The 15,058-nt window shown below is 67.2% G+C and carries 15 protein-coding genes; 9 read left to right on the forward strand and 6 right to left on the reverse strand.

Features of this window, described 5'->3' with window-relative positions:
* Nucleotides 1–63: 63 nt before the first annotated feature.
* Complete coding sequence (locus NGM10_RS15715) at nucleotides 64–492, forward strand: CopG family ribbon-helix-helix protein (protein WP_253484333.1); 429 nt, start codon at nucleotides 64–66, stop codon at nucleotides 490–492.
* Here NGM10_RS15715 and NGM10_RS15720 read toward each other — a convergent pair whose 3' ends face one another.
* Nucleotides 493–2,232 (reverse strand): cbb3-type cytochrome c oxidase subunit I, encoded by a 1,740-nt coding sequence (locus NGM10_RS15720; RefSeq protein WP_253484729.1) that lies wholly within the window; start codon nucleotides 2,230–2,232, stop codon nucleotides 493–495. It abuts the gene before it with no gap.
* Nucleotides 2,233–2,404: 172 nt separating this feature from the next.
* Between NGM10_RS15720 and NGM10_RS15725 the strand changes: the two genes are divergently transcribed.
* The 5 genes from NGM10_RS15725 to NGM10_RS15745 all read left to right on the forward strand — a co-directional run bounded on the left by NGM10_RS15725 (nucleotide 2,405) and on the right by NGM10_RS15745 (nucleotide 7,592).
* Nucleotides 2,405–3,124: a helix-turn-helix domain-containing protein gene (locus NGM10_RS15725; RefSeq protein WP_253484336.1), complete on the forward strand. Its 720-nt coding sequence runs from the start codon at nucleotides 2,405–2,407 to the stop codon at nucleotides 3,122–3,124.
* A gap of 232 nt (nucleotides 3,125–3,356) precedes the next feature.
* Entirely contained in the window at nucleotides 3,357–4,400 is a 1,044-nt protein-coding gene (locus NGM10_RS15730; RefSeq protein ID WP_253484339.1) for a glutathione S-transferase family protein, read from the forward strand.
* Nucleotides 4,401–4,532: 132 nt separating this feature from the next.
* Nucleotides 4,533–5,468 (forward strand): hypothetical protein, encoded by a 936-nt coding sequence (locus NGM10_RS15735; RefSeq protein ID WP_253484341.1) that lies wholly within the window; start codon nucleotides 4,533–4,535, stop codon nucleotides 5,466–5,468.
* A gap of 48 nt (nucleotides 5,469–5,516) precedes the next feature.
* Nucleotides 5,517–6,074, forward strand: a complete 558-nt coding sequence (locus NGM10_RS15740; protein WP_253484344.1) for a thioredoxin family protein — start codon at nucleotides 5,517–5,519, stop codon at nucleotides 6,072–6,074.
* Nucleotides 6,075–6,989: 915 nt separating this feature from the next.
* Entirely contained in the window at nucleotides 6,990–7,592 is a 603-nt protein-coding gene (locus NGM10_RS15745; protein WP_253484346.1) for an LURP-one-related family protein, read from the forward strand.
* Between the two features lie 52 nt (nucleotides 7,593–7,644).
* On the opposite strand, the gene NGM10_RS15750 is transcribed toward NGM10_RS15745, so the two are convergent.
* Together NGM10_RS15750 and NGM10_RS15755 are read right to left on the reverse strand one after the other, a co-directional pair.
* Nucleotides 7,645–8,847: a cation:proton antiporter gene (locus NGM10_RS15750; RefSeq protein ID WP_253484348.1), complete on the reverse strand. Its 1,203-nt coding sequence runs from the start codon at nucleotides 8,845–8,847 to the stop codon at nucleotides 7,645–7,647.
* A gap of 1 nt (nucleotide 8,848) precedes the next feature.
* Nucleotides 8,849–9,328 (reverse strand): cation:proton antiporter regulatory subunit, encoded by a 480-nt coding sequence (locus tag NGM10_RS15755; RefSeq protein WP_253484351.1) that lies wholly within the window; start codon nucleotides 9,326–9,328, stop codon nucleotides 8,849–8,851.
* Between the two features lie 65 nt (nucleotides 9,329–9,393).
* Between NGM10_RS15755 and NGM10_RS15760 the strand changes: the two genes are divergently transcribed.
* Together NGM10_RS15760 and NGM10_RS15765 are read left to right on the forward strand one after the other, a co-directional pair.
* The gene (locus NGM10_RS15760) at nucleotides 9,394–9,759 is read left to right on the forward strand and encodes a hypothetical protein (protein WP_253484354.1); all 366 of its coding nucleotides are present in this window, start codon (nucleotides 9,394–9,396) and stop codon (nucleotides 9,757–9,759) included.
* Between the two features lie 253 nt (nucleotides 9,760–10,012).
* Nucleotides 10,013–11,335, forward strand: a complete 1,323-nt coding sequence (locus NGM10_RS15765; protein ID WP_253484356.1) for an oxidoreductase — start codon at nucleotides 10,013–10,015, stop codon at nucleotides 11,333–11,335.
* Between the two features lie 55 nt (nucleotides 11,336–11,390).
* Here NGM10_RS15765 and NGM10_RS15770 read toward each other — a convergent pair whose 3' ends face one another.
* On the reverse strand, nucleotides 11,391–12,152 hold the full coding sequence (locus tag NGM10_RS15770) for a mechanosensitive ion channel family protein (RefSeq protein ID WP_253484359.1): 762 nt from the start codon (nucleotides 12,150–12,152) through the stop codon (nucleotides 11,391–11,393).
* Nucleotides 12,153–12,560: 408 nt separating this feature from the next.
* On the opposite strand from NGM10_RS15770, the gene NGM10_RS15775 reads away from it, so the two are divergent.
* On the forward strand, nucleotides 12,561–12,788 hold the full coding sequence (locus NGM10_RS15775) for a CDGSH iron-sulfur domain-containing protein (RefSeq protein ID WP_253484362.1): 228 nt from the start codon (nucleotides 12,561–12,563) through the stop codon (nucleotides 12,786–12,788).
* Between the two features lie 72 nt (nucleotides 12,789–12,860).
* On the opposite strand, the gene NGM10_RS15780 is transcribed toward NGM10_RS15775, so the two are convergent.
* Nucleotides 12,861–14,141 carry a threonine synthase gene (locus NGM10_RS15780; RefSeq protein ID WP_253484375.1) on the reverse strand — a complete coding sequence of 427 codons (1,281 nt, stop codon included), beginning with the start codon at nucleotides 14,139–14,141 and terminating at the stop codon, nucleotides 12,861–12,863.
* Nucleotides 14,138–14,899, reverse strand: a complete 762-nt coding sequence (locus NGM10_RS15785; protein ID WP_253484377.1) for an HpcH/HpaI aldolase family protein — start codon at nucleotides 14,897–14,899, stop codon at nucleotides 14,138–14,140. Before NGM10_RS15785 ends, NGM10_RS15780 begins: the two co-directional genes overlap by 4 nt.
* Nucleotides 14,900–15,058 lie beyond the last annotated feature (159 nt).

The raw sequence follows: 15,058 nt of genomic DNA on the forward strand, positions 1-15,058 counted from the left end.
TCCGTGGCTGTGAACGCCCCTCGAATAATAAGACCTATTATCTAATCCGGCGTTCGTTAATACATGACCGTCGTCAGTATCTCGATGCCGGACGAGCTCCTCGACCGGGTGGACGACTTCGCCGACGAGCACGGCTACACCGGCCGCAGCGAGGTGTTCCGGGAGGCCGCGCGCAACCTCCTCGGCGAGTTCGAGGACAGGAAACTCGAAGACCGCGACCTGATGGGCGTGGTGACGGTACTGTTCAGCTACGAGGACACCACCGTCGAGGAGCGGATGATGCACCTCCGCCACGAGTACGAGGGACTGGTCGCCTCGAACGTCCACAACCACGTCGGCGACCACTACTGCATGGAGCTTTTCATCCTCGAAGGCACGCTGGAGGACATCTCGACCTTCGTCGGGAAGATTCGGGCAACTCAGGACACCCTCACGGTCGACTACTCGGTGATTCCGGTCGACGGAGTCGGCCCGTTCGCGCAGGTGGAGTAGCTACTCGCGGTCCGACTCCGGGTCCGAGTCCGCTCCCGAGTCGTCGCCCTCCGGGTCGCTCGCCTCGCCGCCGTCGGTGGCGATGGCCTGCTCGCGCTTGCGCTCGAACCACGCCCACTCTCTGGTCTTGAGGCCGTCGCCTTCGAGGTCCCACGGGTCGCCCGACTCGACGCGCGGGCCTTCGAGCCACGAGGTCACGAGGTTCCAGACGAACACGAACTGGCCGAACGCGAGGACGAACGTCCCGATGCCCGCGATGAGGTGGAGGTCCTGAAACTGCGGGAGGTAGGTGGCGTACCGCCGGGGCATCCCGTCGTATCCCAGCAGGAGGAGCGCGAAGAACACGAGGTTCGTCCCGACCATGGTGGTCCAGAAGTGAATCTTCGCGAGCGTCTGCTGGTACATCCGACCGGTGTACAGCGGGAACCAGTAGTAGATGCCCGCGAATCCGGCGACTGCGATGGCACCCATCACGATGAAGTGGAAGTGACCCACGACGTAGTAGGTGTCGTGGACGACCAGATTGACCGGAACCGACGCGAGGAAGACGCCGGTGACGCCGCCGATGATGAAGTTCTGGACGAACCCGATGGAGAACAGCATCGGCGCGGTGAGCCTGAGCCGACCGTTCCACATGGTGGTGATCCAGTTGAACGTCTTGACCGCCGAGGGGACGGCGATGGCGAGGGAGACCGCCATGAACGACGCGCGGAGCCGCGGGTCCATGCCCGTCGAGAACATGTGGTGAGCCCAGACGCCGAAGCTCAGGACGCCGATGGCGAGCGTCGAGTAGACGACGAACTTGAACCCGAACAGCTTCCGGCCGGAGAATCTGGGCAGAATCAGGCTGACCAGTCCCATCGGCGGGAGGACGAGGATGTACACCTCGGGGTGGCCGAAGAACCAGAACAGGTGCTGCCACAGCATCGGGCTACCGCCCTCGACGGCGAAGAAGGTGGTTCCGAAGTTGCGGTCGAGCAGGAGCATGATGAGGGCGCTCCCGAGCAGGGGGAACGCGAAGAGAATGATGCCCGACTGGGTCAGCATCGTCCACGAGAAGATGTCGAGTTCCTCCCAGCCGACGTTCTCGCCGCGCTCGGTGAAGATGGTCGCGATGAAGTTTATCGCCCCCATCGTCGCCGAGACGCCAGACAGGTGCAGTCCCAGCAACATCAGGTCCACGCCGCCGTGCGGTTGCTCGGCCGACAGCGGCGTGTACATCGTCCAGCTGGTCTGGGGCGGGTCGAGGACGCCAGCCGCCGCCAGCGGGAAGCCGATCCAGATGAGGACCGCGGCAGGGGGAAGGAGCCAGAACGCGATGGCGTTGATGCGGGGGAACGCCATGTCGTTGGCCCCGATGAGCAACGGGATGAAGTAGTTCCCGAACGCCGCGATGATGGGCGTCCCGAACAGGAACAGCATCGTGATGCCGTGAGTGGTGAGAAGCGAGTTGTAGAAGTTCGCCCCGATGATGGCTTCCTCGGGCGTCATGAGCTCGGTCCGCATCAGGATAATCGCGATGCCGCCGAACGCGAACGCGGTCAGTCCGTACAGCCCGTACATCAGCCCGATGTCCTTGTGGTCGACCGTGGTGAGCCACCGGACGAGACCGCCGGGCTTCTCCTCGTGGGCGACCGGTTCGGCGTCTCCGAACGTCCCTCCCCCGGCGAGCGGCGCGTACGACCGCCAGTTCTCGAAGTTCATGATGAACGCGGCGACGAGGACCAGCAGGACTCCCATGACGACCGTCGTCGCGAGTAAGCCGACTTCGACCATGTTCGTCCCATCGGTAGAGAGCCATGTGGATTCTCGGTTGGCGTGCGCCGAATTCCGTCACGGTGGGGAGAGGTTCGGTTCGAACCGAACCTCTCCTCACCGTGGTCCCTAACTCCCCGCGTGTCGAACGGAGGGTATGCGCGCGTTCGCGTTCGCTCTCGAACACGAACCGGGGGCCGACCCGGTCTCTGACGCCTTCCGCGAGGACCCCGACCTGTACGCTCACTCGCTGTCGTGTAACGTCACCCCAGACCACTTCTGGCGGGTCGACCGCCTCGTCGGACCGACAGCCGGGTTGGAGGCGGCGACCGCCGCGTTCGAGTCCCGCGGCCGCGCGGTCGACTGCCTCGGCGTCGAGGGCCCCGGGGCCGAGTTCCGATTCGAGCTGCTCCACCGCGACCCGACGAGTCGCGTCCTGTTCGCCTCGTGGGCGAGGACCGACGGCTGTGGGTCCATCCCTCACCTCGCGCTGGACCACCTCGGGCCGGGGGTGTTGTTCGCCACCGAGCGCCGCGAGGCGAGATACGAGTGGCGGGTCCTCCTGCCGGACGACGCGGGGCTCGGGCGGCTGTACGACGCCCTGCAGGCCGCCAGCGGCGACGACGTGAGCCTCGACCTCCGGCAGGTCACCGACGAGTCGGGGTGGCTCGGGGCGTACAGCGGTCGCCCGGCGCTACCCTACGCCCAGTACGAGACGATGCGGGCGGCGGTCGAGCGCGGCTACTACGAGACGCCCCGCGAGATAACGGTCGGAGAGCTCGCCGAGGAACTCGACACGCCGCGCTCGACGCTGTCGTACCGGCTCCGGCGCGCCGAGGCCGAACTGGCGAACAGTTTCGTCCGAGGCGAGCGGTAGGCCGGGCGAGACGGGCGTCGTTCCGGCGTCCGTCACGCGGTGACGGACGCCGGAACGAATCGACAGACGTGACGCCGGAACGAATCGACAGACGTGACGCCCGAACGAATCGACAGACGTGACCCCGAAAAAGACGGCCAGCGGGCGACCCGCCGACGCACCGCGTCGGCGGGTCGCGGTCGGACTCGCCGCAGGGACCGGGCCTTTAGGCGAGCAAGACGTACGACCCGTCATGAACATGCTCGTGGACGGGGAGTGGCGAGTCGACGACTACGAAAGCACCGACGAGGAAGGGGAGTTCGACCGTCAGGAGACCTCGTTCCGGAGTCGAATCGAGGACGACCCCGACGCCGAGTTCCCCGCCGAGGCGGGGCGATACCACCTCTACGTCTCGTACGCCTGTCCGTGGGCCCACCGAACCCTCCTCGTCCGGAGCCTGAAGGGACTGGAGGACGCGATTTCGGTGTCGGTCGTCGACCCCCACCGCGTGAACGACGGCTGGGAGTTCACACCCGAGAAGGAGGGGTGTACCGAGGACCGCGTCAACGGTTTCGACTACCTCCGGGAGGTGTACACGAAGGCCGACCCCGAGTTCACCGGGCGCGTGACCGTCCCGGTGCTCTGGGACACCGAGCGCGAGACCGTCGTCAACAACGAGTCGAAGGAGATCATGCGGATGCTGGATACCGGGTTCGGCACGGGCGAGGCGCGACGCGCCTCGGATGCGAGCGGTGATACCGCGAGCGCCGAGCGCGACGTGACCCTCTACCCCGAGGGCTACCGCGAGGAGGTCGACGACCGCATCGAGGACATCTACGACCCCATCAACAACGGCGTGTATCGGGCGGGATTCGCCGGGAATCAGGCGGCCTACGAGCGCGCCGTGGGCGAACTGTTCGACGCGCTCGACCGCTACGACGACCTGCTGGCCGACCGGCGCTACCTCGCCGGGCCGGTCCTCACCGAGGCCGACGTGGCGATGTTCACCACGCTCGTCCGATTCGACGCGGTGTACCACACCCACTTCAAGTGCAACGTCCGCCAGATATCGGACTACGAGAACCTCTGGCCCTACCTCCGGGACCTCTACCAGACCGAGGGCGTCGCCGAGACCGTCCACCTCGACCACATCACGGAGCACTACTACCGCAGCCACACCGACCTGAATCCGAAGGGAATCGTCCCGGCGGGTCCCGATCTCGACTTCGAGGAGCCTCACGACCGCGACGAACTCCCCGGCGAACCGCCCGAGGGACTCGACGCCGTCGCGCGCTGACCGCCGCGCTGGGACGTTCCCGCCGTCTCCATCGCCCGGCCCTCCATCACTCCGTCGACCCCGGCGTTCGCCGCGAAGTGTTGGACTACGGACACCCGAAAGCTTATCAGGGATTCCGGCAAATTCCGAGGTATGCGCCGCTCCGCCCTCCACGCCGTAGCCCTCGCCTTGCTCGTCGCGACCGCTGGCTGTAGCGGGTTCGCGCCGCAGTCGGGTGACGACGCGACGACGACGGAGACGACCGCGACCGAGGAGCAGACGACGGCCGAAGAGTCGACGGAAGCCGAGGAGACGACCGCGGAGGGGACGACGGCCGAAGAGACGACCGACGAGGACGGCGACGCTACCGCGCTCGCGCCCGGCCTCTCCGAGGACGGCGTCGAGGAACCGCTCGCGCTCTCGAACGCACACCAGGAGCGACTCGGCGACGAGTCGCTGACCATCAGCAACCACCGCGTCGAGCGATACGCGAACGGGACGGTCCGAAACGAGTCGACCCGGACGACCCGCACCGCCGCGAACCGGACGCGCTACCGGCTCATCGAGAACACGACCCTGCCGAATTGGGTGACCGGAGCCAACAATGAGGGAGAGTTGTGGGCGAACGGGACGCACGTATTCAGCGCCCGCGAGAGAAACGGGACGATGACGTACATCCGCCAACTCGGTCCGGACTCCGAACCCACCGAGCCGCGCGAGCTTCTGGTCGGCGACCTGACGGCCGACGACGACCTGCTGACGGTCTTCAGCGCCTTCGAGAACGAGCGCGTCGAGGAACTCGACGAGGAGAACGCGACCGCCCCGGAGCGCTACCGCGTGACCGCGAGCGACCTCGCGCACGCCGACTTCCTCGCGGACGGCACCGAGGTCCGGAACGCCACCCTCGACGCGGTGGTCGAGACCGACGGCCCCGAGTCGGCGTTCGTCCGCGAGTACACCCTCCGATACGAGACCGAAATCGACGGCGAGACTGTTCGAGTCACCGAACGCATCCGGTTCTCGGACGTGGGCGAGACGACCGTCGAGCGACCCGAGTGGTACGACGGCGCGGCGAACGAGACGGAGTGACCCGACCGACGGACAATCTATTTCTCGCTCGACATCCAATCCCCGCGCATGGTGATGAAAGAGTCCGAGGCCGAACTGGAGCGGGGCGACCCGGTACCGAACTTCGAACTGCGGGGCACCGACGGCGAGACCCACACCCTCGCCGACTTCGCCGACTACGAGGCAGTCCTGCTGGTGTTCACCTGTAACCACTGCCCGTACGCGCAGGCGAAGTTCGACCTGCTGAACGACCTCGCCGAGGAGTACGACGACGCCGCGGTCGTCGGAATCAACCCCAACGACGACGAGGAGTACCCCGACGACTCGTTCGAGCGGATGGTCGAGTTGGTCGAGGACGGCACCATCCGGTACGACGCCTACCTCCGCGACGAGACCCAGGAGGTCGCCGAGGCCTACGGCGCTGTCTGCACGCCCGACCCCTTCCTCCTGCGAAACGGCGGCGACACCTTCACGCTGGCGTACCACGGCCGGTTGGACGACGCGCTCAACCCCGACGACGAGGCGAGCGAGGTGTACGTCGACGATGCCATCGATTCGGTGCTGGCGGGCGAGGACGTGGACCTCGAGTTCATGCCCTCGCGCGGGTGTTCCATCAAGTGGAAGTGAGCGCGAGCGGAGCGAGCGCGGCCTTTTTCATCGACGTTTTATTCGACGAGTCGCCACAGGCGACTCGTCGCGTAAACGGATTGTAGACGGACGACACAGCCGACTCAGTCTGAGATGGGAGGCAAAAAGGCGGTCGTCGTGGAACGGAGAGCGCGTCCAGTTATTCCTACCCACATGCGTACCCCGCCCACGCATCAGTAAACTTGCTCGGGCGGGTGTGGACTTCGAGACCGACGAGAGTCCCGCCACAATTGGCGGTCACGTACTCGCCGCTTTTGTCATCTTGATACACCACGACGACTACTGCATAGCTACGGGGAAACTCCTCGATAGAACTCCGGGTCTCGTTGCCGGGACCGACCGTGAATCGACCGTGCAGTTGAGCTGACTCCGGTAGCTCAATCGCGGTATAATAATAATGCTCACCGGAGGAAGAGCCACCCAGTCCCGGCCCGACTGTGGTATTCGACGTACGACTATCATTCAATCGAACCGTCAGCGTGTCGCGAGGGTCAGTGACCCAGACTTCGAACGTCTGAGTGTGGTTCGCCGAATTGTTCAGGAGCAGTTCGACCGGCCTCCCTTGCTCGATTTCGCCGCGGAGCGGTCCCCCCAAAGCATAGGCTACGACGATGAGTAAGACGATCACAAAGATTAGTAGAAGTAGTTGCCAACTCATCTCAGGAATTCGTCCTCCCCACCGGCTCATGCCAGAAATTATAGGTCTACCTATATGACACCACTCCATTTACCGAAGCCGCTACCCATTCGCAAGAAAGCCGCCAACCGATAGACTCGCAATCGACGACGACCGACTACCGTTTCGCTATCGTCTCGGAGGATTTCACCGGAGCGTTCGGACACGCCTCGAACCGAGCAGAAGACTTTTGCCGGGACGAGACACACCGCCCAGTCATGGCAGAGCCCTCCCCGTTCGATTCGACATCGGACAGATACAACATCTCGACGCTCGACCTCGACGACGACCGCTACGAGGTCAAGCAGTCGATGATACGGAACAAGTACGCCGTCCGCGACAGTCGCGGCGACGTGGTCCTGCGCGGCAAGCAGAAGCTCTTCAAGATGAAAGAGGAGTTCCCGTTCGTCACGGGCGACGACCGAGAGGCGTTCACCGTGAAAGCTGGCGGTATCTTGGACGTGGCCGGGAACTACACCATCACGGACGCGGGCACCGGCGAGGAGGTCGTCGTTCTCGACGAGGACTTCTCGCTGTTCGTCGAGAACTGGACGATTCGGGACCCCGAAACGGGAGAGGCCCTGGCGACCATCCGGTCGAAGAGCAAGTTCTTATCGGCTCTCCGCCACCTCGTGAGCGTCGCGAACCTCGCCCCGAACAAGTACGAGATATTCGACGCCGACGGGAACCACGTCGGCGACATCGACGGGAAGTTCTCGCTCCGGGACGCCTATTCGGTCACCATCGACGACGCGAGCGCCGTCCCGAAGGAGGCGGTGGTCGCCGCCGCATGCATCCTCGACGCCCTCGAAAATCAGTGAGCCGAGGTCCCACATCCGTTTTCGAATCCGTTTTCGTCTCCGTAAACGCCGCTCACCGCAGGGACGGTCCCGACTCACCGGCGTACGCCGTCAGCGAGTCGGCGTACCCCATCAGGACCGTCCCGAGAATGCTCATCACGAGCACGTAGCCGACCGCGAACGCCGGGATGGTCGTCCCGAGCGCACCGGTGCCGACGCTGGTCGCGAGCGCCGCGATGATGAGCGAGAACTCCCCGCGCGGGACGAGGCCGACGCCGACGCGAATCGCCCGCCTGCGGTTGAGTCCGTAGAGGAATCCACCGGCGGTACCGCTGGCGAGTTTGGTGAGCGTGGTCACGACGACCGCGGCGAGAAGCAAGCCCGCGACCTCCGGGAGGAGGGTCACGTCGGTGCCGAGACCGATGGAGAGGAAGAAGACGGCCGCGAACAGGTCGCGGACGGGCGAGACCGCGTCCTCGATTCGGTGGACGTGGTCGGTGCTACTGAACGCCGTGCCGACGAAGAAGGCCGCGACCGCCTCGCTCGCGCCCGCGAGGAGCGCCGCGCCCGCGACGAGGGTCGTGACCCCGACCACGCGGAGCATGAACAGCTCGTCCGAGTCGGCGGAAAACAGGCGCTCGACGTACTCGGTACCGTACCACGCGATCAGGGTGAGCGCGCCGAGGAACGCGAACGAGGCCGCGACCGAGGTCGCGGCCTCCTCTACGCCCCCGCTACCGAGCGCGACCGCCGACAGGACGGCGAGGTAGACCGCGATGAGGATGTCCTCGAAGACGAGCGTCCCGAGGATGGCCTCGCTCTCGGGGTTGGCGATCCACCCGCGGTCGATGAGCGACTTGGTGATGACCGCGCTGGAGGAGATGTAGACCACGCCCGCGACGAACAGCGTCTCGACCGGCGAGAAGCCGAACGCGAGACCGAGCGCGACCCCCGCGCCGAAGTTGGCGACGAAGTCGACGGTGCCGATGCCGACCAGTCGGTCCCACCCTTCGACGAGGCGTTCGAGGCTGAACTCCAGCCCGAGGAAAAAGAGGAGGAACACCACGCCGAGCTCCGCGAGCACGTCGATGAACTCGCGGTTCTCCACGAGCGTCAGCGAGACGGGACCCACCTCGGTGGGCGGGTTCGGCCCCACGAGGATGCCCACGAGGATGTAGACGGGGATGACCGACTGGTTCGCGCGGGCGGCGAGCGCGCCGCCGACCGCGAGCGCGGTGAGCGCGATTCCCACCTCGACGAGGACTTGCTCGGCCATCTTAGCCGGAGATGAGGTCGTCGAACTCTCCCTGCTCGTCGCGAGTCCCAATCGTCACGAGGATGTCGCCCGCCGTCAGTTCGAAGTCGGATTCGGGGTTGGCGAGAGTCTCCTCGCCGCGCTGGACCGCCATCACCGACACGCCGGTCCGCTGGCGGAGGTCGGCCTCCCGGAGGCTCTCGCCGTCGAGGGGCGACCCCTCGGGGAGTTCGGTCCACTCGATGATGGACTCGCCCAGCGGGACCTCCACGCGGTCGAGGTCGACCGGCTGGAAGTACGCGCCCTCCAGAATCGTGCCGAACTCCCGGGCCTGCTTGTCGGAGAGTTCGAACAGCTTCGTGCCGTCGGCGTCGGCCGAGGGACGGCGGAACACCTCTCGCTTGCCGTCGTGGTGGATGAGCACCACGAGGCGGTCCTCGCCGCCGAGTTCGTACTCGAACTTCCGGCCGACGCCGGGCACGTCCGTCTCGTAGACCGTCATGCGTGTAAAAAGGACGAACGGGAACTTAAACGTGGGCGGAAGGGGAGGAGCGGAGGGGGCTGGGGATGGCGGGCGAACGTGGCACGGGAGAGGAGAGGAGAGGAGAGGAGAGGAGAGGAGAGGAGAGGAGAGGAGAGGAGAGGAGAGGAGAGGAGAGGAGAGGAGAGGAGAGGAGAGGAGAGGAGAGGAGAGGAGAGGAGAGGAGAGGAGAGGAGAGGAGAGGAGAGGAGAGGAGAGGAGAGGAGAGGAGAGGAGAGGAGAGGAGAGGAGAGGACAGGAGAGGACAGGACAGGACAGGACAGGACAGGACAGGACAGGACAGGACAGGACAGGACAGGACAGGACAGGACAGGACAGGACAGGACAGGACAGGACAGGAGAGGAGAGGAGGAACCAGGGTTTTGCTCCGAATGAAAATGATAAGCGACTAGCTACTGCCGTCACCTATGAAGACCGCAACCGCACCGCGACCGCAGGCCACGAGCCTCCCCAGCCGACTGCGTTGCTCGGCGACTCGTTTCACTCGTCGCCTGCGCTACTCATCCCTCGCGCGTGTCGGCGCGGCTTCAAACAGCAAAGCCGCGCCAGCACGCGCCGGGTGGTCGGTGGGGGGAACCAGAGAGACCAGAGACCGCCGCGTTTTCGGGACAACGCTTTCCCCGGAGGCCGTCGTACGGGCGGGGAGTGCCAGCGCTCCAAGACCCCTTCGAAATCGGCGGTGTGCGGATTCCGAACCGGCTCTACCGCGCGCCGCTCCTCGAATGCGCGGGCAACGGCCCGGACGCGGTCGACGCCCTGATTCGGGAACTCGAACCCGCCGCGGCCGCGGGGGCCGGGTTGGTCTGTCAGGGCGCGACCATCGTCCGCGAGGAGGGCGGCTGTGCCGCGCCGGGGATGACCAGCGTCGCCGACCCCGAGTTCGTCTCGCGGCTCTCGCGGCTCACCGACGCGATTCACGACCACGGCGGGTGCATCTTCGTCCAGCTCGAACACGGCGGCCTCCGGAGCATGGAGACGTGGCACGCCGAGTACCGCGCGGCCCATCCCGACCTGCGCCAGCTCGCGGTCTCGCGCCCGCCGTGGCCCCTGCGACTCCTCGACCGGCTGGGGTTCCTGAGCTACGACCCCCGCGTCCTCTCGACCGCGGAGGTGTACGACCTCGCGGCCGACTTCGGGCGCTCGGCGAAGTGGGCCGCGGAGGCTGGCTACGACGGGGTCCACATCGCAGGGGCCAACATGGGCATCGTCCAGCAGTTCCTCTCGCCGTTCTACAACCGCCGGGACGACGAGTTCGGCGACGGCGTCCGGTTTCTGGAGGTCGTCGCCGACGAGGTTCGGTCGCGGGCTGGCGACGTGCCCCTGATGGCGAAGGTCCCGGCCGAGACCGAAGCGCCGCCGTTCGTCGGCCCGAGACTCGACGCGGCGGACGCCGTCGAGATCTGCGCCCGCCTCGAATCGGTCGGCTACGACGCCGTCGTGCCCGTGAAGGCCTCGACCTTCTGGGACATGAGCATCGTCCGCGGGGAGTTCCCGGCGGCGGCGTGGCGCGACGACCGCTTCCGCGAGGGCTACGCCGCCGCGTTCGGAAGTCGGTGGCGGGCCGCGCTGGTCGCCGCGCTCAATCGCGTCGAGGCGGTCGAGTACGGTTTCGAGCACGCGTGGAACGCGGATTTGGCGCGTCGGGTCCGCGAGCGCGTCTCGATTCCGGTCCTGCTCGAAGGCGGGATTCGAGAGCGCGAGCGGATGGACGGCCTGCTGGGTGACGCCTGCGACGCGGTCGGGATGGGGCGTCCGTTCTACGCCGAACCGCGGCTTCCGGCCAGGATACTCGGCGGTGGCGACGGTACCGTCGCCGCCGCCGAGGTCGTCTGCGAGAACTGCAACAACTGCACCGTGCCGCAGGTGACGGGCGCACGCGGGGTCTGTCGGACGCCCGCGGTGCTGGCCGAGAAGGGAGAACTGGAGCGCGGCGGCGCGTACGACCGCGAGAAAAGCGATGGTCGGTGAGTCCGGTTCGGCGAAACGGTCGGACGAATCCGGCGTTCGCCGGATTCGTCCGGTCTCAGTCGTCGTCGGCCGGGGAGCCCTGTCCCTGCGGGGTCATGTCGGACGCGGTGTTTCGAGCGCTCCCGCTCCAGCGGCCGAGGTTGTCGGCGACGAAGCCGTGACCGCCCCAGCCGAACGCGATGCCGATGGCGAGCGCAACTCCGGCGGCCAGTCCCCACGCCATCGCGCGGGCGAAGACGTAGAGGATGTCCACGGCGATGCCCATCGTGTCGAGACCGATGACGATGGCGGTGAAGTACAGGAACACCTGCACGCCAGACCCGAAGTACTGGGTGTACGTCGACTCGGTCGCCGCGCGGGTGCGCTTGATGGCGTCGCCGATGAAGTCGGCGACGATGAATCCGCCGACGATGACGAGCAGGCCCGCGATGAACGACGGGAGGTACGACACCGCGGTCGCGATCCACTCCGAGAGGACCGGAATCGCGAGCGTGTTGGCCGCCGCGAGGATGGCCAGCGCGTAGACGAACCACGCGCCCACCGTCCCGAGGAAGTTCGACATCGCGTCGCGCGAGTCGCCCATCATCCGACCGAGCGGGGTGTCGCCCGCCCGGCGGTCGAGGCCCGCCCTGTCGGCGACCCCGGCGACGACCTTGCCGACGGCCTTGCCGAGGGCCCATCCGATGGCGAGGATGAGTAGCGCACCGACGAGCCGGGGGAGCGCGGTGAGTATCTCCGAGAGCGTGTTTCCCAGCCAGCCCGGGAGGTCCCCGAGCAGTCCGCCGCCGTCTGCCTGTAGTACGTATAGTTCTTTCATGGATGTGTTGCCGCGGTTTGCGACGAGAGATAAGAGGCCGTCCGGACGGTTAGTTATTGAGTGCTTTCTCTATTATCATAATATTTAGTCAAAAGACCTTGGAATAATCTCGGCACAACGAAGCCGTTCCCGTGACGGACTCGACGTTCGAAACGGTTGCAAGCCGACCGGGACGACGGTCGATTTCGCACATGGGTTCGCGTCTGGCGGGACGTAATTTGTAGCTCACGGGGAGCTCGGGCCCCGAGAGCGGCGTCAGTATGCCTCCGTTGTGAAAGCGCTCGTCTGCAATGGTCGCGGGTCGGCAGGGGATTCGCTCGGACCGCGACCCCCGCGAAAACGAACCGCACGGTAACGGGGCGAGTCGCCGACGCCAGCGTTAGGACCCCCGAATCCGTAGTCCGGGACGTGAGCCGAGAAGTCACCCACGAGGCGACCGGTCCGGTCCGACTCGACGAGAGCGACATCGACGACGAGTACGGCGACGTCGCGGTCTGCATGTGCGGGCTCTCAGACGAGCGACCCTTCTGCGACGGGTCCCACCGCGCGGCCGAGGACGAGGAGGACGGGGCGGTCTACAAGTACGAGGACGGCGAGCGCCGCGAAATCGAGGAGATCGTCTTCGCCGACGAGTAGCCGACTCCGAGGGCTCGCGTCGCGTCTCGACGCGAGACGCGACGCGAGTCAGCCCACGAGCGCCCGCGCGACTCAGCCCGTGAGCGACCGGAGTCGCGCGGGCAGGTCGGCGAGGTCGACCGCGGGCGCGTCGACACCTCCGGCGTCGAGTTCGCGGAAGCCCGTCCCGGTCAGCACCGCGACGACCTCGTCGGATTCGTCGAGGTCACCCGACTCGACCAGCTGGCGGATACCCGCCAGCGTCGTCGCGGAGGCGGGTTCGACGCAGAAGCCAGCGTCCTCGGCGAGTCGGGCCTTCGCGTCGAGAATCTCGTCGTCCGGGACCGAGACGACCGCGCCGCCGGTCGCGCGGGCCGCCGCGAGCGCCCGGGTCCCGCTGGGCGGGTCGGCGTTGGCGATGGAGTAAGCGACGGTTTCCCCGGCGGTCGTGGCCGCGACCTCCTCGCTCCCCTCGCGGAAGGCCCGCGCGATGGGGTCGCAGGCCGCCGCCTGCACGAGGTAGAGTCGTGGGAGGGCGTCGGCGTCGAGCAGTCCCGCCGCGTCGAGTTCGCGCAGGGCCTTCCACGCCGCGCTGGCGTGGCCGCCGCTGCTGACCGGCAGGACGATGGCGTCGGGCGCGTCGGGGTCGGCCGGGGAGGACCCAGACCCGGTGCGCGGGGAGCGCGACGAGTCGCGCTCCCCGCGCACGAACGCCTCGCAGATTTCGAGCGCGGTGGCCTTCTGGCCCGCGACCCGGAGGGGCGTGTCGCTGTTGACGAACTCGACCGGCGAGTCGGCCGCAAGCGTCTCGTAGTAGAGTGTTCCGTAGTCGCCGGACACGCGCAGGACTCGCGGGTCGTACTGGGCGATGGCGGCGAGGCGCTCGGCCGGGAGGTCGTCGGGAACGAGGACGACGCACTCCGTGCCGAGTCCGGCGGCGTGGGCCGCCACGCTGATGGCCATGTTGCCGTGCGAGACGGTGCCGACCCACTCGCGGTCGGCGTCGGCGGCCCACGCCGCGCCGACCGCGCTCCCGCGGTCCTTGAAGCTCCCCGTGGGGTTCTCGCTCTCGTCCTTCAGCCAGAGTCGACACCCGGCGTAGTCGTCGAGGCGGTCGGCCCGGACCAGCGGCGTGGCCCCCGAAGCCGACGCGACGCCGGAGGGCGCTCCGTCCCGGGGCGCGACCGGCAGGAGGTCGGCGTAGCGCCAGACGCCCGACGAGGGCTCCGACGGGGAGCGTCCGGAGGCCGGGCTCGCAGGCCACTCGAAGCCCTCGGGGTCGGTGTCGAACCAGAGCGGTTCGCCGCAGTCGCACCGCTTTCGGTCGGGGAACTCTGCGGTCTCGCCGCACCGGTAGCAGACGAGTCGGGTCATTCCATCTCGTCCTCGTAGGTCCGGGTCGCGCGCTCGACGCCCGCCGCGATGTAGCCCGCGTCGACGCCGACTATCTGGTAGTCGTACCCGTAGTCGGCCCACAGCCGGATGTCGTCGTCGCCGGTCGCCAGCGTGCCGACCGGGGTATCGCGGTCGTGAGCGGCGTCGAGGACGGCCGAGACCGCGCTCTCGAACCGCTCGGAGTCGTACTCGCCGAAGACGCCCAGCGACCCCGAGAGGTCGGCGGGACCGACGAGCAGGGCGTCGATGCCCTCGACCGCCGCGATGGCTCCGGCGTTCTCGACCGCGCGCTCGGTCTCGACCTGCACGACGGTCACGAGGTCGCCGCCCGCCGACTCGACCGCCTCGCCGAGGTCCCGGCCGTAGTCGTTGGCTCGCGACCCCGCGATTCCCCGGACGCCCTCGGGCGGATACCGGACCGCCTCGACCGCCTCGCGGGCCTCCTCGGGGGTCTCGACCATCGGGACGAGGACACCGGAAACGCCGGTGTCCAGCACGCGCTTGATGCGCACCGGGTCGTTCCACGCCACGCGAGCGAGGGCCGCGGCATCGCCCGCCGCCTCGACGGCCCGGGCCGCGTTCGCCACGGATTCGAGGCCGGTCGGTGCGTGTTCGGTGTCGATCACCACGAAGTCGGCGTCGCGGGCGCAGAGTTCCGCGACCGTCGGGTCGCCAATCGAGAGCCAGTGGCCGACCACGGGCTCGCCCGCCCGGAGTCGGTCCTTGAAGTCCGTCATGGGGACATCGTCGCGGTCGTCCGGCAAGTAGGTTTGTGAGTCGGCAGGCGACCGCACCCGGATTCTGCGCTCGATGACACGGACCACGGAGTATCGGCCGGTGAATCGTCGGCCGAGAATCGGCCGGTGACGCGAACAGCGGGCGGGACTGAAAGGGGT

Origin of the sequence: Halorussus salilacus (assembly GCF_024138125.1) — an archaeon.
GTDB lineage: Archaea > Halobacteriota > Halobacteria > Halobacteriales > Haladaptataceae > Halorussus > Halorussus salilacus.